Below are 23806 nucleotides of genomic sequence, written 5' to 3'. Positions count from 1 at the left end.
CATTTGTCTTTATGATCTTTTTTGAGTTCAATAGCTTATGTTCAAGGCCAGCTTAATCCCTTTTTTATTTTTCTCCGGTTATACAGTGGGTGCAGATGTGCCACTTTCAGCCTCTGATGCAGAAATTTTAACTAAACAAATACAAGAAAAAATGGAAGGTCGCCCCGCGTTTCAGGGCTCAGCCTTGCTGATGCAAGGGACAGAAGTTTTATGGCACTATCAGCAAGGCAGTACTTCACAGGGTAAGCCTTTTGATCAACACAGCGCATTTTTTGTTGGCTCCATCAGTAAAACTCTGGCTGCTCTGTTAGTGATGCAGCAGGTGCAGAATGGTACTCTGGATTTACAGGCACAGGTAAAACGCTATTTACCTGAACTTAAACAGCCTTGGACTGCGTCAGTACGAGTTGCTGATTTGCTGAGCCATAGTTCTGGACTGGTGGATATCAGTACCCAGCAGAGCTATGGTCAGTTTCGTTATAACAATTTAAATTTCCAGTTGTTGGGGCAAATTCTGACTGCTGTCACAAAGCGCCCGTATGCTGAGTTGGCTGAGCAATTATTGCAGCAATGCCAGATGCACAGCTCTGGTTTTGCCAACAAGGCTGACGTGGTAAATCAGGGCTGGCATGAAGAGCAGGGGCAACTAAAAGCCATTAAAGGTTTTATGCCGGTTGAAGCAGAACCCAGTGGTGGTTTAATTTCATCTGCCGCTGATGTTGCAGTATTGCCTTTATGCATGCAGCAACAGCTGAATAAAACCAGCCTGCAACAAATGACAACACCACGGCTGTTACGTCCGCACCGATGGGGTGAAGTCTATTACAGTTATGGGCTGCAAATTTCGCAAACTGCAGCAGGAGTTGAATGGAATCATAGCGGTTATATTCCTGGTTATGTCTCAGTTTTTAATCATTTCCCTCAGCATCAACTGACCTTAGTTGTGCTGGAAAATCAATCGCTGGATCCAAAGGATTTAGCCAGAGCAATGTATTACCATGACAAAATAAGATATTCAGTGATCGGCTTGCTGAGCAGGAACAAATAAGGACCATTTATGAAATTGAGTTATTCACTGCTGACTGCCGCACTCTTCTGTGGCGTGTATACAGCCCCGGCAAAGGCCACAGATAACTTCGCTGTTTTGTATCAACAGCAGATTGCGCCTTTCTGGCGAGGCGTTGTACCACAGCAACTGAAGTTGTCAGATGGCAACACCTTACATTATGTAGTCATCACACCCACTGTGGTGAAAGCCACTGTAGTAGTGGTTAATGGCCGCACTGAATCTTATCTGAAGTATCAGGAACTCGCTTATGAGCTGACGCAGCAGGGCTATCAGGTGCTGATGTTTGATCACAGAGGCCAGGGGCTGTCGACTCGTTTAACAGAGAATCCACACAAAGGTCATATCGAAGATTTCCAACAGTATATTGACGATATGCATCAGTTGATAAGTCGGGTTGTACTGGCTGAAAAAGTGCAGGCTGATCAGAAGCTGCCTTTGTATCTGCTAGGCCATTCTATGGGTGGAGCTATCAGTACCTTGTATTTGCAGCAGCACCCTGATGTATTTCAAAAAGCCGCTTTGTCTGCACCTATGCATGGCATCAATGGCAAGCTGGCCTATGACGAGTGGGATGCCTGTCGTCTGGCATCAACAGTGACACTGTTTTCCACAGAAGGTTACGCAGGTTTTGCGGACAAGCCTTATGCCGCAGGGCCTTTTGAAGGTAATGAGCTGACCGGATCGAGAGAGCGTTATCAGTGGATGCAAACTTTGTATCAGGACAATCCGCAGCTGCAATTAGGTGGCGCAACCTGGGGCTGGTTGGATCAGGCTTGCGCCGTATTACCTGATATGCAACAACAGTCAGACAAGATCAAAATGCCTGTGCTGGTGATGCAGGCAGAGCTGGATACGCTAGTGTCAGCTACAGCGCAGCAAGAGTTTTGTACTGTACTGGCAAATAATCCAAACTCAGGTTGTGTGGGTGGTTTGCAGGTCATTAAAGGCGCAAAACATGAACTCTTGTTTGAGCAGGATGAAATTCGTCAGCAGGTGCTTGAGAAGGTACTGACGCATTTTGCATCGGAGTAAAAACGCTTAGCGATTGAGCTATCGCTGCGACAATCTAAACAAAAAGGCCACCTTGCGGTGGCCTTTCTTTTGGGTTTTAAACCAGCTTATTCAGCTGAACCAGGTTTGGTCATAGGAGCAACACTCATCTGACGGGCAGAGGCAGAGCCACCAGGACGTTCAGAGCTGATGACCAGTGGTCGTTCGCTGTTATCCATGCTGGTTGTCTGAGGTGCTGCTTCAACAGTAGCCGGAGCTTCAGCTTTGGCCACAGGTTTAGTCATATCCGCAGTCACCATTTTTGCGTATCTGTTACCAGCAGCAACCGGAGCTTTCACTTCAGCTACTACTTTTTTCGCAGGCGCTTTACGTGTTTTGGCTTTTGGAGCTTCTTCAGCAACTGGAGCAGTTTCAACGGCAGGAGCTGGTTCAACAGCAACTGATGCAGCTTCCACTACAGGAGCTTCTTCAGCAACAGGTGCAGCTTCAACGACCGGAGTTGGTTCAGCAGCAACAGGTGCAGCTTCAACGACCGGGGCTGGTTCAACAGCAACAGGTGCAGTTTCAACGACCGGAGCTGGTTCAACAGCAACAGGTGCAGCTTCAGCGACCGGAGCTGCTTCAACAGCAACAGGTGCAGCTTCAACGACTGGAGCTGGTTTAGCTTCAACAACAGCAGCTTCTTTCACTTCTTCTGCGATAGGCAGATCCAGTTGCTGTTCAGTGCTGACCGCAGTGTCCTGATCTTCAGGGTAACGGGCAGCTAAAGCTTCTTCAGCTTCCTGGTCCTGTTGCTCTTTTTTACGTTTCTGACCAGCAGCACGTAAATGACGAGGAGAACGACGGCTGCGGCTACGGCCTTCAGCTGCTTCTTTTTCCGCATCAGTGCTTTCAACAGCATCAGTATCAACAGTTTCAGCTTCAACAGCATCTGTCTGAACAGGCGCTTCAGTGACAGCAACAGCTTCGTTGACTGGTACTGTTGCGGCAATTTCCGCTACAGCAGTGTCGATGGCGACAGGTGCAACTACAGCGGTTTCAATAACAGGTGTAGCTACAACAGCGACTTCAACTGCAACTGCTTCAACGCCTTCTTTTTCATGACGTACAGACTTGCGCATCTGACGGCGTTGACGGCGTTCAACAATCTTAGTGCTGTGCTCTTCGTCTTGTTCTACGGCTTTGACCGGAGCTGGACGTTCTGATACAGGTTTCTTCTGTTCCGGACGTTCAGTACGTTCTGGTCTTTCAGTGCGCTCTGGTCGTTCACCACGTTCAGCTCGCTCTGTGCGCTCTCCACGTTCCGGGCGTTCACCACGTTCCTGACGAGGTTTATCCTGTCTTGGAGCTCGTTGTTCCTGGTTACGCTCAGTAGTGCGCTCAGCTTTCGCTGGAGCTGCGTTGTCGTCTTTTGCAACTTTTTCATCCCCTTCCTGACGGCGGCGATTCTTGTTGTTACGACGTCTGTTGTTATCACGGTTATTCGTGCGGCGTGGCGCTTCTTCCACTTTTTTCTCTGGCGCAGGTGCAGCAGCGAATAGGGATTTAAACCAACCAACCACAGAATCGACCAGACCAGGGCCTGCATCTTTTACTTCAGCTACTTCAACTTTACGGGCTGTTGGAGCTGGTGATGCAGCCGCAGAGGCAGAAGCTTCAGCCATATTAATGGCGGATACTGCTGGTTTTTCTTTGACGTTTTCGCCGATTGGGTGATAGACAGCACTGCCGATAGCAGGAGCTTTCACCATGTTGTAGCTGGACTCTTCAATCTCTTCGTCGATACGGATGCGCGTCACTTCATAGTTTGGCGTTTCCATATGCTCGTTAGGAATGATGTAAATCCGGATACCATGACGGCTTTCAATACGGCGTACTGAATCACGTTTTTCATTCATCAGGTAAGTGGCTACAGAAACCGGCACCTGAGCATGAATTTGACTGGTGTTGTCTTTAATGGCTTCTTCTTCGATTAAACGTAAAATCGACAGAGCTGAAGACTCAGTGCTGCGGATAGTGCCGCGGCCATGACAACGTGGACAAACGTGAGTAGCAGATTCGCCCAACGAAGGACGTAAACGCTGACGTGACATTTCCAGTAAACCAAAACGTGAAATACGGCCAATCTGAACGCGGGCACGGTCTTGTTTTACGGCGTCTTTTAAGCGGTTTTCTACTTCACGTTGATGACGCACTGGCGTCATATCGATGAAGTCGATCACAATCAAACCACCTAAGTCACGTAAACGTAACTGACGGGCAATTTCATCGGCTGCTTCTAAGTTGGTGTTAAAGGCTGTTTCTTCGATGTCACCGCCTTTAGTTGCTTTTGACGAGTTGATGTCAATAGCAGTTAAGGCTTCAGTGCTGTCGATGACGATAGAGCCACCAGAAGGTAAACGCACTTCACGGCGGAAGGCGGATTCAATCTGAGTTTCAATCTGGAAGTGCATAAACAGCGGCACTTCGCCCTGATACATTTTGACGCGGTGGGCAAAATCAGGACGGAACTGTTGAATATAAACTTTGGCTTCTTCGAAAATACGTGGGTTGTCGATCAGTATTTCACCGACGTCACGGCGCAGGTAATCACGAATAGCACGGAAGACCACGTTGCTTTCCTGATGGATCAGGAATGGAGCAGGGCGGTTTTGGGCTTCGTGAGTAATAGCAGACCAGTGCTTTAATAAGGCTTTTAAGTCGTAATCCAGCTCTTCGTGAGATTTACCCACACCAGCGGTACGAACTATTAAACCCATGCCGTCTGGCAGTTGTAATTGATCCAGCGAGTCTTTTAAATCCTGACGCTCGTCACCTTCAATACGACGGGAAATACCACCGGCGCGAGGATTGTTAGGCATCAGTACTAAATAAGAACCAGCTAAAGAGATAAACGTCGTTAAGGCTGCGCCTTTTTGACCACGTTCTTCTTTGTCGATCTGGATAATAACTTCCTGACCTTCTTTGACCACTTCTTTAATATTTGGGCGACCATCAAAGGTATAACCGGCAGGGAAATATTCGCGGGAGATTTCTTTCAGAGGTAAAAAGCCATGGCGTTCAGAGCCATAATCAACAAAAGCGGCTTCCAGACTGGGCTCAACCCGGGTGATTCTTCCTTTGTAGATGTTTGCTTTTTTCTGTTCGTGTCCTGGGCTTTCAATATCCAGGTCGTATAATTTTTGTCCATCGACAAGTGCTACGCGGATTTCTTCTTCCTGCGTGGCGTTAATTAACATTCTTTTCATTGTTTTGTGACTCTATTACATAGGCCACAACGCAACGACATCCTGCGTCCGCGTTTCAGATGGTCAAACATATCAATGCTGCAGTCTCTCGACTGGGAATGCTTGAGCTAACTCATTTTATACTTTTGCTGGCTACCATTACCTGGAGTTGACTGCATTTGCTCTGCCATATTTAGCTGGATCTAGGCCCAACCTGGTTTGCGCGCTTGTCGACTTACTCTAACTTAAACCTGCTTCAGTATATTTTGTACCGCCTTGTCAGGGCCGCACTTAAATGTTTTTTGCTGTGATCTGACACAGAGATCGCGCGATACCGCGCTGCGTTGTCGCAATTTTTTTTTGCCTAAGTGACCGGAAGCTGTGTTTTGTCTCTGTCAGTAATAAATTACGCAGCATTACTTCAGACAAATTAGCGTTATTCTCGCCCGCAGAGTATAAATACGTTGGTTTTCCCAACGAATTCGGTATGATCTGCCTCCCGAACGGTGCCTCACATTTTCTCTTACGTCACTTTGAGCGCCCTAATTGCCATTTTTGGCATAATTAGCCCGATAATTATCCCACTAATTAGCGACCAATAGCAACTTAATTTAAGCTTAGCAGAGTAACTGAAACGCATGACTGAAAATATCAAAACTCCGGTGCAATATATTGATGTAGAAGACGATTATTCCGGTCAACGCATAGATAACTTCTTAATGGCACGGCTGAAGAGCGTACCAAAGAGTGTGATTTATCGGGTTTTGCGCAAAGGTGAAGTGCGGGTTAATAAAAAAAGAATAAAACCTGAGTACAAACTGCAAGCCGGTGATCAGGTGCGGGTACCGCCACTGGTGGTTCATGACGAGCCAGAAAAAGAACCGGTGTCGACTGGTCTTGCGATGGTGAAAAACCTCGAAAGCCATATTCTTTTTGAAGACAACGATTTAATTGTACTGAACAAACCTACAGGCATGGCTGTGCATGGCGGTAGCGGTTTATCTTTTGGTGTGATTGAGGCTTTACGGGCTTTACGTCCAACCGCCCGTCATCTTGAACTGGTACACAGGTTAGACCGTGATACGTCAGGTTGTTTATTGATTGCAAAAAAACGTTCTGTGCTGACCAATCTGCACGAACAGCTGCGCTTAAAAACAGTGGAAAAAAAATACTGGGCTTTAGTGGCAGGTCAGTGGGACAGCAAAATCAAAAAAGTCACAGATCCGCTGCGTAAAAACACCTTACAAAGTGGCGAGCGTGTGGTGAAAGTGGACGAAGCTTTAGGTAAACCTTCAGAAACCCGCTTTAAAATTTTGCAGCGCTATGAGGAAGGCACTTTAGTTGAAGCTTTCCCTGTCACAGGCCGTACTCACCAAATTCGTGTACATACCGCCTGTAAAGGTCATGCCATTGCCTGTGATGATAAATACGGTGATAACGAATTTACCTCACAAATGCAGAAACTTGGTTTAAACCGTTTGTATTTGCATGCTAAAACCCTGACCTTTACCCATCCGGGCACTGGCAATTTATTAACCTGCGAAGCGCCTTTGGATAAGGCGTTAAGCAGCGTGCTGGAAAAGTTAAAGAGAAAATAATGAGTTCGGATATCGCTTTAGTAGTATTTGACTGGGACGGCACAGTGATGGACTCAGTGGGCCGTATTGTGTCTTCGATGCGTTCTGCTGCAGAGCTGTCTGGGTTAGTGGTGCCAACAGAACATCAGGTGAAACAAATTATTGGTCTGAGCCTGGACCCTGTGTTTGATATTTTATTTCCTGGTATCAATGGCACGCAGCGCCAGACTGTGTTTGAACATTACCGCGACCAGTATTTATCGCATGAACATCCGCCGACACCTTTATTCGAAGGTGCAGAGCAGGTGATGCAGGAGCTGAAACAACAAGGCATGTTGTTAGCTGTAGCGACAGGCAAAGCACGCAAAGGCTTAAAGCGGATGTTTGAAGAAACCGGATTAGAACCGTACTTCACCACCAGCCGCTGCGCCGATGAAGCAGAATCTAAACCCAGCCCTGATATGCTAAAGCAAATTCTGGCTGAACTGAACTTACCCGCTCACCGCGCTATTATGGTCGGAGACACTATTCACGATATGGCGATGGCGCAAGCTATAGAGATGCCACGTATTGGGGTTACTCATGGTGTGCACGGCAGGGAAGAGCTAAGCCGTTATCAGCCTAAAGCGATAATTGATTCGCTGCCAGAGCTGTTAACAGCACTCTGATTTCTGTTTATAGTAAATTGTAGGGGCGGGTCTTGTACCCGCCCGTCTATTGATACCGCAGACTCAAATCAAGGTTGCGTCAGCAAATCCCGCCCTTCATTTCTTAACATGCCAAGTAAACGAATTAACGGCAGGCCTATTAAGCTGTTTGGGTCGTCGCCTTCGAGCTTTTCAAATAAACTGATACCCAAACCTTCGCTTTTAAAACTACCAGCGGAGTTCAGTGGTTGCTCTCTCTCTATATAGGTAAGAATTTCGGCGTCTGTTAATTCACGAAAATGCACTTTAAAAGGCTCAACACAAAGCTGATGCTGTTTGGTTTGTGCATTGACCAGAGCCAGGCCGGTTAAAAAGGTGACACAATGGCCGCTGAAGCTTTTTAATTGTTTATAGGCATTTTCAGCGGTATGAGGTTTACCGAGGATTTGACCGTTAAACACAGCCACCTGGTCTGAACCTATAACTAAACCTTCAGTCAGGTTATTGGCCACAGCTTGTGCTTTTAATACAGCTAAGCGGCTAACCAGTTGTTCCGGTGTTTCATCGTGCAGAGCAGTTTCGTCTACATCAGGTTTTGCGGTAGAAAAGTTCGGTGTAAGTTTTTCCAATAAAGCCTTACGATACACAGAAGTAGAGGCTAAATATAAAGCTTGAGTTGACATAAAAGCACCTCGTTGGGACAATGCGCCGCACTATAACGCCAGAACGGCCGTCAGAACAGCGGTTTAGGCGGGAATAATTAACAAAAAAGAGGCAGGAATCCTTTGACAGCTTTAGCCTCGATCTATATGATGCGCGCCTTATGCAAAAGGTAAAAATTCCAATTACCCTTGATCCAACCCGAGCTGCACAGAAACGTGCAACCTTTGATGGTATAGTTCCTCTGGTTACTTTAACCAGATTAACAGACTCGTTAGTAAGTTCTGAGGGTGATGTAGACGTAGTAGTAAATTGCGGAACTGATGAACAGGGGTTGGTCTTCATTGAAGCTCAGGCTCGTTGTCAGGTACAAGTGAAGTGTGAACGCTGTAGCGAACACATGAACCTGGAACTGAACACCAGTTTTGCATACACTCCGATAAGGAGTGACAAAGATTCGGCTCATGACGATATTCCAGAGCGCTACGAAGTGGTCGAAAAAAACGAACACGGCGAAGTTAACTTGAGGCAATTGGTTGAGGACGAATTAATTCTGGCTTTACCCTTGTTTCCTATGCACGACGAAGGATCTTGTGATCCAACCAAAGTGCAGATGAGCTGGGGAGAAATAGAACCAGAACCAGAAAAACCGAATCCATTTGCAATATTGCAAGAATTGAAGAAAAAATAGTTTTTTTAGGAGAAAGGCAATGGCTGTACAGCAAAACAAAAAATCTCGTGCAAGACGTGACATGCGTCGTTCTCATGATGCGTTGACTGGGCCAACGCTGTCTGTAGACGCAACTTCAGGTGAGACGCACCGTCGTCACCACATCACTGAAGATGGTTACTACAAAGGTCGTAAAGTAATTAAGTAAGGTTGGATGCACTTGTTGCAACCACTACGACTTAAAATAGCTTTAGACATGATGGGGGGCGACCATGGCCCCCAATCAACCATTCCTGCAGCTATAGAAGCGCTGTGTGAATTTCCCCATGTAGATCTAGTCCTCTGCGGCGATTCTGAAATACTTACCAATGAATTAGAACAGGCGGGATATTTAAACCATCCTCAGCTTTCTGTTCAGCATGCATCTCAAACCGTTCTGATGACCGACAAACCTTCTGTGGCTTTGCGTAACAAGCGCCAGTCGTCGATGCGTATTGCCCTGGATTTAGTCGAACAAAACAAAGTGGCCGCTTGTGTCAGCGCCGGTAATACCGGGGCTTTGATTGCTATGGCGCATTTTGTGCTGAAGATGCTGAACGGCGTGGAACGCCCTGCTTTAATAAGTAGCCTGCCTTCTACTGTCGGCAGTCCGGTCTTCATGCTGGATTTAGGCGCTACGGTCAATTGTGATTCAGACACCTTGTTCCAGTTTGCCGTGATGGGCGCTGTGATGGCCGAAGAAGTGGAAGGTATAGTCAAACCCAAAGTGGCTTTGTTGAACATGGGCGAAGAAGAAATTAAAGGTTCGGATCAAATCAAGCGGACCTCCTTACTCTTATCCGAATGTGCGGATATCAATTACATTGGCTATATCGAAGGCAATGACATTTTTTCCGGTAAAGCCGACGTCATTGTTTGTGATGGCTTTGTTGGCAATGTAGCGCTGAAAACCTGTGAAGGTGTGGCGAAACTCATCTTAAAACGCTTAGAAACTGCACTAAAAAACTCCATGTCTGCTCAACTTTTCGGCTGGTTAATCAAACCTTTCCTGAAAAGTATGTCTTTAGGCGTGAACCCCGACCAGTATAACGGGGCAAGTCTGATAGGATTGCGCGGAATTGTAGTGAAGAGTCATGGAAATGCGACAAAAGAAGCATTTCTTAGTGCCATCCGTCAGGCCGTGCGCGAGGTTGAACGCCAGGTGCCGGTGAAGATCAAAGACAGGCTGGAACACGTATTAATTGACAAAGCGTAGGGCCCAATGTATTCACGCATTATTGGAACCGGAAGTTACTTTCCGTCTCAGGTCAGAACCAATGCTGATCTCGAAACCATGGTTGAAACCACAGACGAGTGGATCATCGAACGTACTGGTATCAAAGAACGCCGCATTATAGGTGACAACGAAACTGTCGCTACAATGGGGGCTCAGGCTGCATTAAAAGCTATTGAAGCAGCTGGCATCGACAAAAACTCCATCGACATGATAGTACTGGCAACTACCAGTGCTTCCCGTGCTTTGCCAAGTGCAGCCTGCGAAGTGCAGCGTGAACTGGATATGCCAGGCATTCCGGCTTTTGACGTTGCAGCAGCCTGTGCTGGCTTTTGTTATGCCTTAAGTATTGCTGACCAGTATGTAAAAAGTGGCATGGCAAAACGAGTGCTGGTGATAGGCGCAGACTGTTTATCGCGTTTAATGAGCCCTGAAGATCGCAGCATGGTGATTTTATTTGGTGATGCCGCAGGTGCTGTTATTTTAGAAGCATCAGAGCAGCCAGGTATTTTATCCACTCATATTCATGCTGACGGTAAATACTCCGAATTATTGTATGTCGACAACCCTATCCGTGGTGTCGAAGCTTCAGTTCATAACTCCTGGGGCGCGATGAAAGGCAACGAAGTTTTTAAAGTTGCAGTCACCCGTTTATCTGAAGTGGTTGAGCAAACCCTTGCTGCCAACAATATGGATAAATCCCAAATCGACTGGTTAGTGCCACATCAGGCCAATCTGCGCATTATCTCCGCTGTGGCACGTAAGCTGGATATGTCGATGGATCAGGTTGTCATTAACCTCGACCGTTATGGCAATACCTCAGCTGCAACAGTGCCTACAGCCTTAGATGAAGCTGTGCGTGATGGCCGTATCCAGCGTGGACAAACTATATTGCTTGAGGCATTTGGCAGTGGTTTTGCCTGGGCTTCGGCTTTAATACGTTATTAACGATATGACGAGAATATTGCGAGAAAAATGATGAACAACAAACTTGCATTGGTATTTCCAGGACAGGGTTCACAAAGCGTCGGTATGTTGGCCGAACTTCATGCTGAATTTGCAACAGTTCGCGACACCTTCGCCGAAGCCTCTGCGGCTTTAGGTTATGACTTATGGGCCTTAGTGGCCAATGGTCCTGATACAGCATTAAACGAAACACACCGTACTCAGCCTGCTTTATTAACAGCTTCTGTTGCGGTGTATCGGGTATGGCTGGAGCAGGGCGGCGCGACTCCTGCTTATTTAGCCGGTCACTCTTTAGGTGAATATTCAGCTTTAGTGTGTGCTGGTGTATTAAACCTGGCCGATGCAGTCAAGCTGGTGGAAAAACGCGGTCAGTATATGCAACTGGCTGTGCCTGCCGGTACTGGTGCTATGTCAGCCATTATTGGTCTGGACGATGCGCTGATTGCCAAAGCTTGCGAAGAAGCAGCGCAGGGTGAAGTTGTTTCTCCTGTCAACTTCAACTCGCCTGGTCAGGTGGTGATTGCTGGTAATAAAGCTGCTGTTGAACGTGCAAATGAACTTTGTAAAGCCGCAGGTGCCAAACGTGCGCTGCCTTTACCTGTGTCAGTGCCGTCGCACTGCGCTTTAATGAAGCCAGCAGCAGACAAACTGGCAGATGATTTAAACAGTATTTCGTTTCATACAGCTGTCATACCCGTAGTGAACAATGTCGACGTTAGTGCAGCAGCTGATGCCGCGGCAATAAAAGATGCGTTGGTACGTCAGCTGTATAGTCCGGTGCGCTGGACAGAAAGTATCGAGTTTTTAGCTGCACAAGGCGTGGACACAGTGATTGAACTGGGTGCAGGCAAGGTATTAAGTGGCTTAATTAAACGTATTAATAAAGAGCTGAACACGGCTTCAGTCACAGATGTAGCGTCATTAAAAGACGCTTTAGCTACAGAATAAAAGGCTTACATAGAATGACGACTCCATTTATTTCGTTAGAAGGTCAGGTGGCCTTAGTCACGGGCGCAAGCCGTGGCATAGGTCGCGCTATTGCTGAACAATTAGCCGCTTTAGGCGCTAAAGTGGTTGGAACTGCAACAACTGAATCAGGCGCAGCAGCTATTTCCGCTTATTTAGGTGACAAAGGTTTAGGCCTGGTGTTAAATGTCGGCGATACAGCTTCTATTGAGCAGTGTTTAGAGACTATTAAAGCTCAGTTTGGCGATATTGATATTCTGGTGAACAACGCTGGTATTACCCGCGATAACCTGTTGATGCGCATGAAAGAAGAAGAATGGTTCGACATCATGCAAACCAATTTGACATCAGTGTACCGTTTAAGTAAAGCTGTGCTGCGTAGCATGATGAAAAAGCGTCACGGCCGGATCATCAGCATAGGTTCAGTGGTAGGTTCTATGGGCAATGCGGGTCAGACTAACTATGCTGCAGCGAAAGCGGGCGTGTTAGGTTTCACCAAGTCATTGGCCAGAGAAGTTGCCTCCCGTGGTATCACGGTGAACGCTGTTGCACCAGGTTTTATCGACACCGATATGACCAAAGAATTGTCAGAAGAGCAAAAAGAAGCAATTTTCAGCCAGGTCCCGGCGAATCGTCTGGGCCAGCCGGAAGAAATAGCAGCCGCTGTAGCCTTTTTGGCTTCAGGTCCGGCAGCATATATTACGGGTGAAACCATCCATATCAACGGCGGTATGTATATGGTGTAAGCCTTTAGCCGATGTGATTGAAGTTGTATTGCAGCTTCAGGAGCTAAGGCAAATGGTTTGACCAGCAGGAAAAGACTTAGTCGTTACTTGCAACAAACCGGGCTTACGCATAAACTAGCCGCCACACAAAATTGCACCAATTGTTGCGATTTACATGAGAAAAAGGAAGAAAAGATGAGCAACATCGAAGAACGCGTTAAAAAAATCATCATCGAGCAGTTAGGCGTTAAAGAAGAAGAAGTGAAGCACGAATCTTCTTTCGTTGACGATTTAGGCGCTGACTCTCTGGACACAGTAGAATTAGTTATGGCTCTGGAAGAAGAATTTGACACAGAGATCCCAGACGAAGAAGCTGAAAAAATTACAACGGTACAGTCTGCTATCGACTATATCAAGGCCCACGCTGAGTAAGCGTTGAGCTGACAAAACGGGTAGCCTCTGCTACCCGTTTTTGTTTCTGAAGCTGTCTGCTACGTATTCAGTACAGAGGCGGATCAGCAATAGAGAATAAATTAGACTGCGGAGGATTCTGTGGCAAAACGTCGAGTGGTTGTGACGGGCTTAGGTATGCTAACGCCCCTGGGGAACGATGTAACGTCGACCTGGCAGGCTTTATTACAAGGTCAAAGTGGAATAGCGCTGTTTGATCATATTGATCCAGAGGCTTACACCACCAAATTTGCTGGTTTAGTCAAAAATTTTGACGTCGAACAGTTTTTCCCGGCCAAAGAAGCCAAAAAAATGGATTTATTTATCCAGTACGGTGTCGCTGCCGGTGTGCAGGCCTTTCGGGATTCCGGACTGGAAATTAACGAAGAAAATGCCGAACGTATTGGTGTAGCTGTAGGTTCAGGTATTGGTGGTTTAGGTTTAATCGAAGAAAACCACACCAAATTACTGAACAGCGGCCCACGTCGTTTATCGCCGTTTTTTGTACCTTCTACCATCATCAACATGATTTCTGGTCATTTATCCATCATGTTAGGTCTGCAAGGTCCAAATATCAGTATTGTCACCGCTTGTACTACTGGTGTGCATAACATTGGCCAGGCTGCCCGTATGATAGCTTACGGTGACGCGGACGCGATGATAGCCGGTGGTGCAGAAAAAGCATCTACTACTTTAGGTATGGGTGGCTTTGGTGCGGCCCGTGCTTTATCAACCCGTAACGATGCGCCACAACAGGCCAGTCGTCCATGGGATAAAGACCGTGATGGTTTTGTATTGGGTGACGGCGCTGGTGTTGTGGTACTGGAAGAGTACGAACATGCCAAAGCCCGTGGTGCAAAAATCTACGCTGAACTGGTAGGTTTTGGTATGAGCGGCGATGCCTATCATATGACATCACCACCGGAAAACGGTCGTGGCGCTGCTTTGGCAATGAAAAATGCTTTACGTGATGCCGGTATAAACGCCGATCAAGTGCAGTATATCAATGCGCATGGTACCTCTACGCCTGCAGGTGATATAGCTGAAACTATGGCAATTAAATCCATTTTTGGTGCCAAACCAGAAGGATTAATGGTCAGTTCCAGCAAGTCGATGATGGGGCACTTATTAGGTGCAGCAGGTTCTGTTGAATCTATCATCACTATCTTGTCACTGATCGACCAGAAAGTATCTCCAACCATCAACCTGGATAATCCGGACGAAGGTTGTGACTTAGACTATGTTCCGCATACTGCGCGCGATGCCAAACTGGAATACGCTTTATGTAACTCCTTTGGTTTCGGCGGCACTAACGGTTCTATTCTGTTTAAGAAAATCTAAAATTAGAGGGTCAGAGCTTCAGCTCTGACCCTACTATCAATTTTTTAATTCAAACTCCTGCTGTTCTACCCATTTTTGAGTCTGAGACAAGACCCGGTACCTGCATTCCCAAAGTCATTGATTTCAGGCATACTTTCGGCCAGATTTTTACAGAAGCTTTGGATGGGTATTGATGCTTTATCTGCAGGCACCCGGCAGCACAGATCGTAGCTTTCAGTATGGTGACGGGCTTTTTACCACAGTAAGGATAAAAGACGGCAAAGCTATGCTGTGGGATTTGCATCTGCAGCGTTTAGTCTCGGGCGCCAAAGCTTTGCTGATCCATTCTTTTGATACTGATGAGCTAACAGCACAAGTCCAGCAGGCTATTTCAGCGCCTGATCAAGTGATTAAAGTATTGATAAGCCGTGGCCAGGCAGGCCGGGGTTATAGCCCACAAGGTATTGAATCGCCTTGCTGTTATATCAGCACCGCAGCTTTACCTGATTACACAACCTGGCAACGGCAGGGCATTCGCCTTGGGGTAGCTGGTTTTAAACTAGCGCAGCAACCCGAGCTGGCTGGTGTTAAGCACAACAACAGGCTGGAGCAGGTGTTGATTAAAGCCGAATTAGCTCAAAGTGATGTTGATGAGCTTGTGGTGCTGGACCAAAGTGATGCAGTGATTGAAGTGTCTGCTGCCAATCTGATGTTTTGCAAAGAGGGTCAATGGTTTACTCCTGTGCTGGACCAGGCTGGCGTGAATGGCGTGATGCGTAACTATCTGATGGCTCAGCTATCAGTGACAGAAGGTCGTTATCGCCTGGCGGATCTGCAGCAAGCAGAAGCCTTATTGATTTGTAATGCCCTGATGGGTGTAGTGCCGGTAAAGGAATTTGCCGGGCAAACTAAAAATATCGAACTGGTGCGTCAGTTTGTCAGCGGAGTTGAGCTTTGATCCGAACTTTATTTGTAGTGCTGTTAGTCTCGCTGGTCAGTTTTTTTGGTTTAACCAATATCTGGCAACAATACAGCCAAAGTCGTTTGCCGCTGACAGAGGCTTATATAGAAATTAAAGCCGGCGACAGCGCGATGAAACTCTGTCGTAACTGGCAGCAGCAAAATCTGCTGAGCAACGCCCAGTGCCGTTGGTTATCCATTTATTTGCGAATACATCCTGAGCTTTCAAAGTTACATCAGGGCGTGTACAGAGTACCCACAGATCAAAAACCAACCCGCTTATTACAAATGCTGCATTTATTCGCCAGTGGCAAAGTGGCGCAGTTTGCTTTTAGCATCAAAGAAGGCGAAACCTTAAGCCAAAGCTTAAAACGTTTAGCCGAAGCCGAATATTTACAGCATGATTTGACGGATAAAGCTGCATTAGTCGAACTTGCAAAGTGGCCTGAAGCCTGGGGTAATAAACCAGCCAATGCCGAAGCTTTGTTTTTTGCTGAAACCTACAATTACACCGCCAACAGCACCAGCACTGAATTATTAAAGCGCGCCAACGAGCTGCTGATCCAAAGATTGCAACAGGCATGGGACAGCCGACAAGCCAATTTACCTTACAAAACACCCTATGAGCTGTTGACTATGGCATCCATTGTCGAGAAAGAAAGCGGCCACGAGCCGGAAAAACCATTGGTCAGTTCAGTTTTTGTCAATCGCTTAGCGCTTGGCATGAAACTACAAACAGACCCAACTGTGATCTATGGTTTAGGTGATAGTTTTAATGGCGATATCACCAGAGCGGATTTAAAGAATCCGCACCTTTACAATACCTATCAGCATTTTGGTTTACCGCCAGGCCCAATAGCGGCGCCAAGTGGCAGTTCTATCATAGCTGCGGCTCAGCCTGCGCAAAGTGATTGGTTGTATTTTGTTTCAAAAGGCGATGGCACTCATCAGTTTTCCCGTACTCTGGCAGAGCATAATGCCGCAGTGCAGCACTATATTTTGGGAAAGCGAGTTTTTGGCAAGAAAGTTTTGGAAAAGAAAAAACAATGACAACTTTAGGTCGTTTTATTGTAGTGGAAGGGCTGGAAGGCGCGGGTAAAACCAGCGCTATCCGTACTATCCAGCAATGGCTGAACGAACATCACATCAAGTTTATCAGCACCCGTGAGCCAGGCGGCACACCTTTAGCCGAACAAATCCGCACTCTGGTTAAACAAGTGCAGGATGAAATCGTTGCGCCTGAAACCGAATTATTGTTGATGTATGCATCCCGTGTGCAGCTAGTAAAAACAGTGATCCAGCCGGCCTTACAGCAAGGAACCTGGGTGCTGGGTGATCGTCATGATTTATCGTCCCGTGCTTATCAGGGCGGCGGTCGTCAATTGGATGAAAATCTGATTAACAGTATCCGTCAGGTGGTACTAGGTGGTTTAACGCCGGATTTAACGCTGTATTTAGATATAGACCCGGCTATAGGTTTACAACGTGCTCAGGCTCGTGGTGAATTGGATCGTATTGAGCAGGAGCAACTGGCATTTTTTCAGCGCACCCGTGCTAAGTATCTGCAAATAGCTGCCACTGAAGCCAATATAGTCACCATAGATGCCAGTCAGTCGATGGAGCAGGTGCAGCAACAGATCCTGAATGCTCTGCAACAGGCTTATCAAAGTGGATCTTTAAGCCATGATGCAAAGGCGGATCTTGGCACAGATGTCTGATTTCCCCTGGCTGGACTCGTATCAATACAAACTGACTGAATTGGCAGAAGCAGGGCATTTGCACCATGCTTTATTGCTGACAGGCCCAGTTGGTATTGGCAAACTGGCACTTGCCAAACGTCTGGCGGCCTATTTACTCTGTAAAACACCACAGCAGCAGTTGCCTTGTGGTTTATGTAAAAGTTGTCAGCTGATGGCCTCTGGTCATCACCCGGATCTGTGGCAATTGCCGACAGAAGGTAGCAGCAGTATAGGGGTGGACCCTATACGTGCTTTGGGTCAGTTTATGCAAGGCGCATCACAGCAAGGTGGCGTCAAGCTGGCACTGATTCCTCAGGCTGAACTGATGACTGAAGCCGCCGCCAATGCTTTATTAAAAACTTTGGAAGAGCCACCACAAAATAGTTTTCTGATTTTACAAAGTGCCCATCCGGCGCAGCTGTTGCCTACTATTTTAAGCCGGTGTCAAAGTTGGGCTTTAGCTCCTGTGTACGGTGAGCAGATTGAACACTGGTTACAGGAACACAGCAGCAGACCTGTGCCGGACTTTTTACTGCAATACGTCGGTGGTGCACCTTTATTAGCATTGAAACTGCTGGAAAACGACGAAGCGGCAGCAATTTCTGCACAATTGGTTATGCTGAAGAAGTTCGTGTCTGCTCAGTTAGATATGTATGAGCTGCTGGCCCATTTGCCTGACACTGAACAATTGCCTTCAACCTTATTCTGGTTTGTACGACAGGAGTTGTGGCAAAAAGGCGCTGATATGCAGCTAAAACATCACCAGTTATTGTTGTCTTTGCAGCAATGGGGTCGTGACCGTCAGCTGATTACAGGGCAAAATGCCGCGCTGAATTTATCAGCCTTGCTGGTGCAACTCCGTTCGGCCTTGTTGTAACAGGAGCTACTTGTGGACGAAATCCAACTGGATTTTACAGAGCTAAAAGAGCTGTACCGCTGCTATATGCCATTTCTGAAAAATGGTGGTTTGTTCGTGCGTACAGCACGGCCTTATCGCATGGGGCATTCTTTATCTTTAGTGGTCACTTTGCCTGACGCACTGGAAGCTGTGCGTGTGTCCGGTAAAGTCGCCTGGCTGACACCACAAGGTGCACAAAGCTCTACTCCAGCAGGTATTGGCGTCGCTTTTATTGACGATAAATTTCAGTTGCAGGATAAAATTGAAAAATTATTAGGTGGTATGCTCGATTCGACTGAGCCTACCTACAGCCTCTAAGTTGATATGGCTGTTTTAAATACTATTTTGGAGAACACTTTTGTTTGTTGATTCACATTGCCACCTCGACCGTCTGGAGTGGGACAAATTAGCCCTGACCCTGCCTGAAGTTTTACAACAAGCCGCCGCTGCCAACGTAGAGCATATGTTGTGTGTATCGGTCAGCCTGAAAGAATTTCCTGCGATGAAACAACTTGTGGCTGCTTATCCACAAGTGTCAGTGTCTTGTGGTGAACATCCGCTGCATCAGGAAGAGCAAATCGATATCGAATTACTGCGCCGTTATTGTGCTGATCCCGCTGTAGTGGCTGTCGGCGAAACCGGTCTGGACTATTTTTACAGCCCGGACAGCAAAGCGATTCAGCAAGAGGCTTTTGCCGCTCATATAGCGGTCGGCCTTGAACTGAAGAAGCCTTTGATAGTGCATACCCGTGATGCCAGAGCGGACACGTTGAATTTATTGCGCTCTGGTGGTGCTGCTGACTGTGGTGGTGTATTGCACTGCTTTACAGAAGACTGGGATACAGCAAAAGCTGCTTTGGATTTAGGTTTTTATATTTCGTTATCCGGCATCGTAACCTTTCGTAACGCCGATGAGCTGCGCTCTGTAGCACGCCAAATTCCGGCTGATCGCTTATTGATTGAAACCGACTCGCCTTATTTAGCTCCTGTGCCTTATCGCGGCAAAACTAATCAGCCGGCTTACGTTAGTGCTGTGGCTGCTTGTATCGCACAACAGCGTAATGTCAGCATTGAATTGTTGGCAGAACAAACCTCAGCAAATTTTTATCAGCTGTTTCAATCAGTTAAAAAAGCTTAACGAGAAGGAAAAGTAGCCCAGAATCAAGGGATTCATTCTGGGCTTAGGGGAATGGCTCATCTAAATGAGCCGTGCGCTATACGGAACCAAAGAGGACAAACAGGTTAACTTACTGGTTTTGAGTGTAGACAAAGCTTGCTGAATTTGCCTGCACAGCTCTTTGCTTTTTAAGTGCTTCAAACAGAAACAGAAGTCAGAACTTATCCTGATGTTATACCGCAGTTATCCCCAAGTTATCCACTCCACCTCAGGCTGTATAAGCTTTTGCTGAATAATTGAGGCCGCAGTAACAAAACTTCTATAGAAGCCAAAGTTTTTACAGGCTATTAATGTTAGAAAAATTTAATCTAATAAAAACTGTAAAGGCATCTGCCGAATATATCTCACAGTCTGATTTACTTTGCTCCGTTTCGTGGACTAAGGGGCAGAGGCTTCACAGAGCAGTATCTATCTTTTTTAGCTGAGATCTGCCAGTGTAATTACTTGATTCAATTCACTTAAAACCACTGCTACTAAAAGGTTCAACTATGAATTCTGCTTTTGAACGATCGCCACAATTTTACGTACGCCTTAGTGGAGTGTTTTATCTGGCCATTATTGTGTTAGGGCTTTTTGGTGAGCTGATGGTCAGAGGCTCCCTGGTGGTTCCTTTAGATGCCGCAGCTACAGCGCAGAATATTATGGCGTCATCCTCACTGTGGAGGCTGGGCATAGTAGGGGATCTGTCGATGCAACTGCTGGATATCCCCATTATCGTGCTGTTTTATCTATTGTTTAAACGCGTTAATGCTGGGCTGAATCTGGCCGCCACTTTTTTTAACCTGATTCAAACCGCTATGTTGGTGGCCAATAAGTTGCTGTTAGTCATTCCATTGCTGTTATTAGGTGGTGGGACCGCAGCTTCTGTGTTTTCTTCTGAGCAATTGGCTGCCTGGTCTTATCTTGCTATTGGGCTGCACAGCTATGGTTTTGGCATTGGGCTGATCTTTTTTGCGCTGGCCTGTTTGCTGCGTGGTTATCTGATTATTAAATCTGGCTTTTTTCCGGCTTTTATTGGAGTCATGTTGGCGCTGGCTGGTCTGTGTTATTTAATTAATAGCCTAGCCTTATTGCTGGCACCAGCTCTGGCATCGCTGTTATTCCCCTGGGTTCTGATGCCGGTGTTAGTGGGCGAGTTAACTTTAAGCTTGTGGATGATTGTCAAAGGCGTGAATATAGAGAAGTGGCAGCTGTTTAAAGGTTCTACATCTTAAATCACTAAATTTATCAGAGAGATAGAATGATAAAGCTCAAAACTTCGGATGCCGCGATTTGGCTGGTGAAATTATCCCTTTTATTGATTGGATCTTATTTTTTATATACTGCTTTGGTGGATTACCTGAACGAGTATGTCCACCGCCGTGGCAACCTGTATACATTAGAGGATAATCCGAGGTCTTTTTATATCTCTGTCATAAAAAGCTTATTTATCGGTTTGGTTTGCATCATCACAGCAATTTTTAGCTTTAATTCTGAGAATTCAGCCAGTCCTGAACAGGACTAAATACCCATATATGCGATAAAACCCGTCCATAATTCCATACAACTTCCTCTAGTACTTTAGTCTTTATGTCGACATAACGTCGCATTTAAGCTTGACCAAAGTCATTATCAGGCGTAAAACGTAACTACTTTCTTAATATTGTCGACAATCTGATGCTTGCTACCGAATTTAAAGAAGCTATTACTGCGGCCGACCGGGTGCTGGTGCAAATTCGCACCGCCATAGTGGAAGGCGAAATTCCTGCTGGTACCAAGATCAGTGAGCCTGAACTGGCGCGACGTTATGATTTAAGCCGCGCGCCGCTGCGTGAAGCCTTAGCGCGTTTAGAACGCTGTCATTTAATCGAACGCACGCCCAACGCCGGCGCCCGTGTGGTGAAGCTGTCGATTGAAGGTTTACGTTCTTTGTATCAGCTGCGCGAAGAGCTGGAAGGCCTGGCTTGTCGTTTGGCGGCAGAGCATATGACAGAGCAGGAAATTGCCGAAGTCAGGGCGCTACTTGATCAGCATTTGTCGACACAACGAGTGCGCGAAGGTGAAAGTTATTACCAGGAAGCCGGTGATGTCGACTTTCATTACCGCGTCATCTTAGGCAGTAAAAATCCATATCTGATTAATATTTTAAGTGATGAGTTGTATTTTCTGGTGCGGATGTACCGGGTGCAGCTTGGCATGAATGGCCCACGGGTATCTCGGGCTTTTGACGAACACAAAGCTATTATCAATGCCATTGCTAACCGCGATGGCGAACTTGCCGACTTATTGATGCGCCGTCATATCGCTGCATCCAAACGTAATATTGAACAACAGTTACTTCAACAGGGGACTTCACATGGCTAATGTAAAAAGCGCTGGCGCTCTGCTTCGTCAGGCAATTAAAGACAATCATCCGTTACAGCTGGTGGGCACTATTAACGCCTACACTGCCATGATGGCTGAACGTGTGGGTCATAAAGCCTTGTACTTATCAGGTGCTGGTGTGGCTAACGCCTCTTTTGGTTTGCCGGATTTGGGTATGACCTCGTTAAACGATGTCTGTGAGGATATCCGTCGTATTACGGGTGCTACTGCACTGCCATTGCTGGTGGATGCAGATACAGGCTGGGGTGGAGCTTTTAATATTGCCCGTACTGTGAAAGAAATGACCAATGCCGGTGCCGCAGGTTTTCATATTGAAGATCAGGTGGCGCAAAAACGTTGTGGTCACAGACCGAACAAAGAAATCGTATCTTTGGAAGAAATGGTTGATCGCGTTAAGGCTTCTGTCGATGCCAGAACAGACGAGAACTTTTTTATTATGGCGCGCACTGATGCGTTGCAACAACAAGGTTTAGAAGCCGCCATCGAACGCGCTTTAGCCTGTGAAGCAGCAGGTGCTGATGCCATTTTTGCTGAAGCTGTTTATACGCTGGAGCAGTATCAGGCTTTTACCAAGGTTCTGAAAGTGCCTGTGCTTGCAAATATCACTGAGTTTGGTCAAACGCCGCTGTTTAATAAAGCAGAGCTGGCTGGTGTTGGTGTGGATATGGTGTTGTATCCGTTGAGTGCTTTCCGCGCTATGAACAAAGCAGCACTGAATGTGTATGAGTCTATTCTGGCCAACGGCGATCAAAAAGCTGTAGTCGACAGCATGCAAACCCGTGCTGAACTTTACGACTTCCTGAACTATCACAGTTATGAGCAGAAATTAGACGCCCTGTTTGCCACTAAAAAATAACCATAAGCCAAACAGCATTCAACAAATCAACAAAACAAATTAAAAACGGAGAGACAAGATGGCGAACGCAAAAGAATTATCAGGCGCAGGCTTACGTGGCCAAATTGCAGGTAAAACCGCTTTATCCACAGTAGGCAAAACAGGTTCAGGCTTGACCTACCGTGGTTATGACGTCAAAGACTTAGCCGCTCACTGTGAATTTGAAGAAGTAGCGCACCTGATTTTAAAAGGTGAGTTACCCAACGAAGCTGAACTGGCTGCGTACAAAAAACGCTTAAAAGCTATGCGTAACCTGCCACAGGCATTAAAAGAAGTACTGGAACGTATTCCTGCTTCTGCTCATCCTATGGATGTGATGCGCACCGGTTGCTCTATGTTGGGCAACTTAGAAACTGAAGAGAGTTTTGCTCAGCAACAGGATGCGACTGACCGTTTACTGGCGATTTTCCCCGGTTTAATTAACTACTGGTATAACTTCAGCCATAAAGGCCAGCGCATTGAAGTGGAAACAGCGGCCGATTCTATTGCCGAGCAGTTCCTCTGGACTTTACATGGTGAAAAGCCAACTCAGCTGCATACAGATGTAATGAACTCTTCGCTGATTTTATACGCAGAGCACGAGTTTAATGCTTCTACTTTTACAGCTCGTGTTTGTGCTTCCACTTTAAGTGATATGCACTCTTGTATCACTGGCGCTATTGGTTCATTACGTGGCCCGCTGCACGGTGGCGCAAACGAAGCGGCGATGGAACTGATTGAAAAGATGGACAATCCGGATGATGCCGAAACCAAGTTAATGGGCATGCTGGAACGTAAAGAAAAAATCATGGGTTTTGGTCATGCTATTTATGCGGAGTCCGATCCACGTAATGCGGTGATCAAAGAATGGTCAGAAAAGCTCGGTAAAGCCAACGGTAATACTTCCTTGTATGACATCTCAGTACGCTGTGAAAGCGTCATGTGGCGCGAGAAAAAACTGTTCTGTAACGCAGATTTTTTCCATGCTTCGGCTTACAACTACATGGGAATTCCAACCAAGCTGTTTACGCCTATTTTTGTCTGTTCACGTTTAACAGGCTGGGCCGCTCATGTGATGGAGCAACGTGCCGACAACCGTATTATTCGCCCAAGTGCTGAATATACAGGTGTGGAACCACGTACAGTAACGCCACTATCAAGCCGTTAAGCAAAAAAGCACCCAAACAATAAAAGCCCTTAGTGGGCTTTTGTTGGATCTGAACTTATACATAA

Annotated in this window: 24 protein-coding genes; 22 read left to right on the top strand and 2 right to left on the bottom strand. The window is 46.5% G+C overall.

The genetic code is table 11. The features are described from left to right. Nucleotides 1–37: 37 nt before the first annotated feature. Together OM978_RS12260 and OM978_RS12255 are read left to right on the top strand one after the other, a co-directional pair. Nucleotides 38–1048: a serine hydrolase domain-containing protein gene (locus OM978_RS12260; protein ID WP_264342496.1), complete on the top strand. Its 1011-nt coding sequence runs from the start codon at nt 38–40 to the stop codon at nt 1046–1048. A gap of 9 nt (nt 1049–1057) precedes the next feature. Next, complete coding sequence (locus OM978_RS12255; protein ID WP_264342495.1) at nt 1058–2101, top strand: alpha/beta fold hydrolase; 1044 nt, start codon at nt 1058–1060, stop codon at nt 2099–2101. Nucleotides 2102–2187: 86 nt separating this feature from the next. On the opposite strand, the gene rne is transcribed toward OM978_RS12255, so the two are convergent. Then, on the bottom strand, nt 2188–5328 hold the full coding sequence (gene rne / locus OM978_RS12250) for a ribonuclease E (RefSeq protein WP_264342494.1): 3141 nt from the start codon (nt 5326–5328) through the stop codon (nt 2188–2190). 617 nt (nt 5329–5945) lie between these two features. On the opposite strand from rne, the gene rluC reads away from it, so the two are divergent. Together rluC and OM978_RS12240 are read left to right on the top strand one after the other, a co-directional pair. Next, complete coding sequence (gene rluC, locus OM978_RS12245; RefSeq protein ID WP_264342493.1) at nt 5946–6905, top strand: 23S rRNA pseudouridine(955/2504/2580) synthase RluC; 960 nt, start codon at nt 5946–5948, stop codon at nt 6903–6905. Beyond that, nucleotides 6905–7552 carry an HAD family hydrolase gene (locus OM978_RS12240; RefSeq protein ID WP_233007384.1) on the top strand — a complete coding sequence of 216 codons (648 nt, stop codon included), beginning with the start codon at nt 6905–6907 and terminating at the stop codon, nt 7550–7552. The genes rluC and OM978_RS12240 overlap by 1 nt, the downstream gene beginning before the upstream one ends. A 68-nt stretch (nt 7553–7620) precedes the next feature. Here OM978_RS12240 and OM978_RS12235 read toward each other — a convergent pair whose 3' ends face one another. Further along, nucleotides 7621–8214 (bottom strand): Maf family protein, encoded by a 594-nt coding sequence (locus tag OM978_RS12235; RefSeq protein ID WP_264342492.1) that lies wholly within the window; start codon nt 8212–8214, stop codon nt 7621–7623. A gap of 140 nt (nt 8215–8354) precedes the next feature. On the opposite strand from OM978_RS12235, the gene yceD reads away from it, so the two are divergent. The 18 genes from yceD (at nt 8355) to prpC (ending at nt 23741) form a co-directional block, all read left to right on the top strand. Then, entirely contained in the window at nt 8355–8882 is a 528-nt protein-coding gene (gene yceD, locus OM978_RS12230) for a 23S rRNA accumulation protein YceD (RefSeq protein WP_264342491.1), read from the top strand. Nucleotides 8883–8901: 19 nt separating this feature from the next. After that, nucleotides 8902–9069 carry a 50S ribosomal protein L32 gene (gene rpmF, locus OM978_RS12225; protein WP_008898943.1) on the top strand — a complete coding sequence of 56 codons (168 nt, stop codon included), beginning with the start codon at nt 8902–8904 and terminating at the stop codon, nt 9067–9069. Nucleotides 9070–9075: 6 nt separating this feature from the next. Continuing rightward, on the top strand, nt 9076–10116 hold the full coding sequence (gene plsX / locus OM978_RS12220) for a phosphate acyltransferase PlsX (RefSeq protein WP_264342490.1): 1041 nt from the start codon (nt 9076–9078) through the stop codon (nt 10114–10116). A 6-nt stretch (nt 10117–10122) separates the two neighbouring features. Beyond that, the gene (locus OM978_RS12215; RefSeq protein ID WP_264342489.1) at nt 10123–11082 is read left to right on the top strand and encodes a beta-ketoacyl-ACP synthase III; all 960 of its coding nucleotides are present in this window, start codon (nt 10123–10125) and stop codon (nt 11080–11082) included. Between the two features lie 30 nt (nt 11083–11112). Then, complete coding sequence (gene fabD, locus OM978_RS12210; protein ID WP_264346943.1) at nt 11113–12048, top strand: ACP S-malonyltransferase; 936 nt, start codon at nt 11113–11115, stop codon at nt 12046–12048. A gap of 29 nt (nt 12049–12077) precedes the next feature. Then, nucleotides 12078–12812 (top strand): 3-oxoacyl-ACP reductase FabG, encoded by a 735-nt coding sequence (gene fabG, locus OM978_RS12205; RefSeq protein WP_413691229.1) that lies wholly within the window; start codon nt 12078–12080, stop codon nt 12810–12812. A gap of 174 nt (nt 12813–12986) precedes the next feature. Next, the gene (acpP, locus tag OM978_RS12200) at nt 12987–13223 is read left to right on the top strand and encodes an acyl carrier protein (protein ID WP_008898948.1); all 237 of its coding nucleotides are present in this window, start codon (nt 12987–12989) and stop codon (nt 13221–13223) included. A gap of 120 nt (nt 13224–13343) precedes the next feature. After that, a complete protein-coding gene (gene fabF, locus OM978_RS12195) occupies nt 13344–14582 on the top strand; it encodes a beta-ketoacyl-ACP synthase II (protein ID WP_264342487.1) in 1239 nt (412 codons plus the stop codon). Between the two features lie 172 nt (nt 14583–14754). Next, the gene (gene pabC, locus OM978_RS12190; RefSeq protein ID WP_264342486.1) at nt 14755–15519 is read left to right on the top strand and encodes an aminodeoxychorismate lyase; all 765 of its coding nucleotides are present in this window, start codon (nt 14755–14757) and stop codon (nt 15517–15519) included. Further along, nucleotides 15516–16571: an endolytic transglycosylase MltG gene (gene mltG / locus OM978_RS12185; RefSeq protein WP_264342485.1), complete on the top strand. Its 1056-nt coding sequence runs from the start codon at nt 15516–15518 to the stop codon at nt 16569–16571. The genes pabC and mltG overlap by 4 nt, the downstream gene beginning before the upstream one ends. Next, a complete protein-coding gene (gene tmk / locus OM978_RS12180; RefSeq protein WP_264342484.1) occupies nt 16568–17239 on the top strand; it encodes a dTMP kinase in 672 nt (223 codons plus the stop codon). The genes mltG and tmk overlap by 4 nt, the downstream gene beginning before the upstream one ends. Beyond that, nucleotides 17232–18137, top strand: coding sequence for a DNA polymerase III subunit delta' (gene holB, locus OM978_RS12175; protein WP_264342483.1), 906 nt, complete (start codon nt 17232–17234; stop codon nt 18135–18137). Before tmk ends, holB begins: the two co-directional genes overlap by 8 nt. 12 nt (nt 18138–18149) lie before the next feature. Continuing rightward, nucleotides 18150–18476 (top strand): PilZ domain-containing protein, encoded by a 327-nt coding sequence (locus tag OM978_RS12170; protein ID WP_233007372.1) that lies wholly within the window; start codon nt 18150–18152, stop codon nt 18474–18476. Nucleotides 18477–18516: 40 nt separating this feature from the next. After that, a complete protein-coding gene (locus OM978_RS12165; protein ID WP_264342482.1) occupies nt 18517–19296 on the top strand; it encodes a TatD family hydrolase in 780 nt (259 codons plus the stop codon). 527 nt (nt 19297–19823) lie between these two features. Then, on the top strand, nt 19824–20549 hold the full coding sequence (locus OM978_RS12160) for a DUF4386 domain-containing protein (protein ID WP_264342481.1): 726 nt from the start codon (nt 19824–19826) through the stop codon (nt 20547–20549). A 442-nt stretch (nt 20550–20991) separates the two neighbouring features. Continuing rightward, nucleotides 20992–21678, top strand: a complete 687-nt coding sequence (locus tag OM978_RS12155) for a GntR family transcriptional regulator (protein WP_127023398.1) — start codon at nt 20992–20994, stop codon at nt 21676–21678. Continuing rightward, nucleotides 21671–22555 carry a methylisocitrate lyase gene (prpB, locus tag OM978_RS12150; protein ID WP_264342480.1) on the top strand — a complete coding sequence of 295 codons (885 nt, stop codon included), beginning with the start codon at nt 21671–21673 and terminating at the stop codon, nt 22553–22555. Before OM978_RS12155 ends, prpB begins: the two co-directional genes overlap by 8 nt. Nucleotides 22556–22613: 58 nt before the next feature. After that, nucleotides 22614–23741, top strand: a complete 1128-nt coding sequence (prpC, locus tag OM978_RS12145; RefSeq protein ID WP_264342479.1) for a 2-methylcitrate synthase — start codon at nt 22614–22616, stop codon at nt 23739–23741. Nucleotides 23742–23806: the final 65 nt, after the last annotated feature.

The organism is Rheinheimera sp. MM224 (genome assembly GCF_947090785.1).
GTDB lineage: Bacteria > Pseudomonadota > Gammaproteobacteria > Enterobacterales > Alteromonadaceae > Pararheinheimera.
This window is presented reverse-complemented; position numbering and strand designations above follow the sequence as displayed.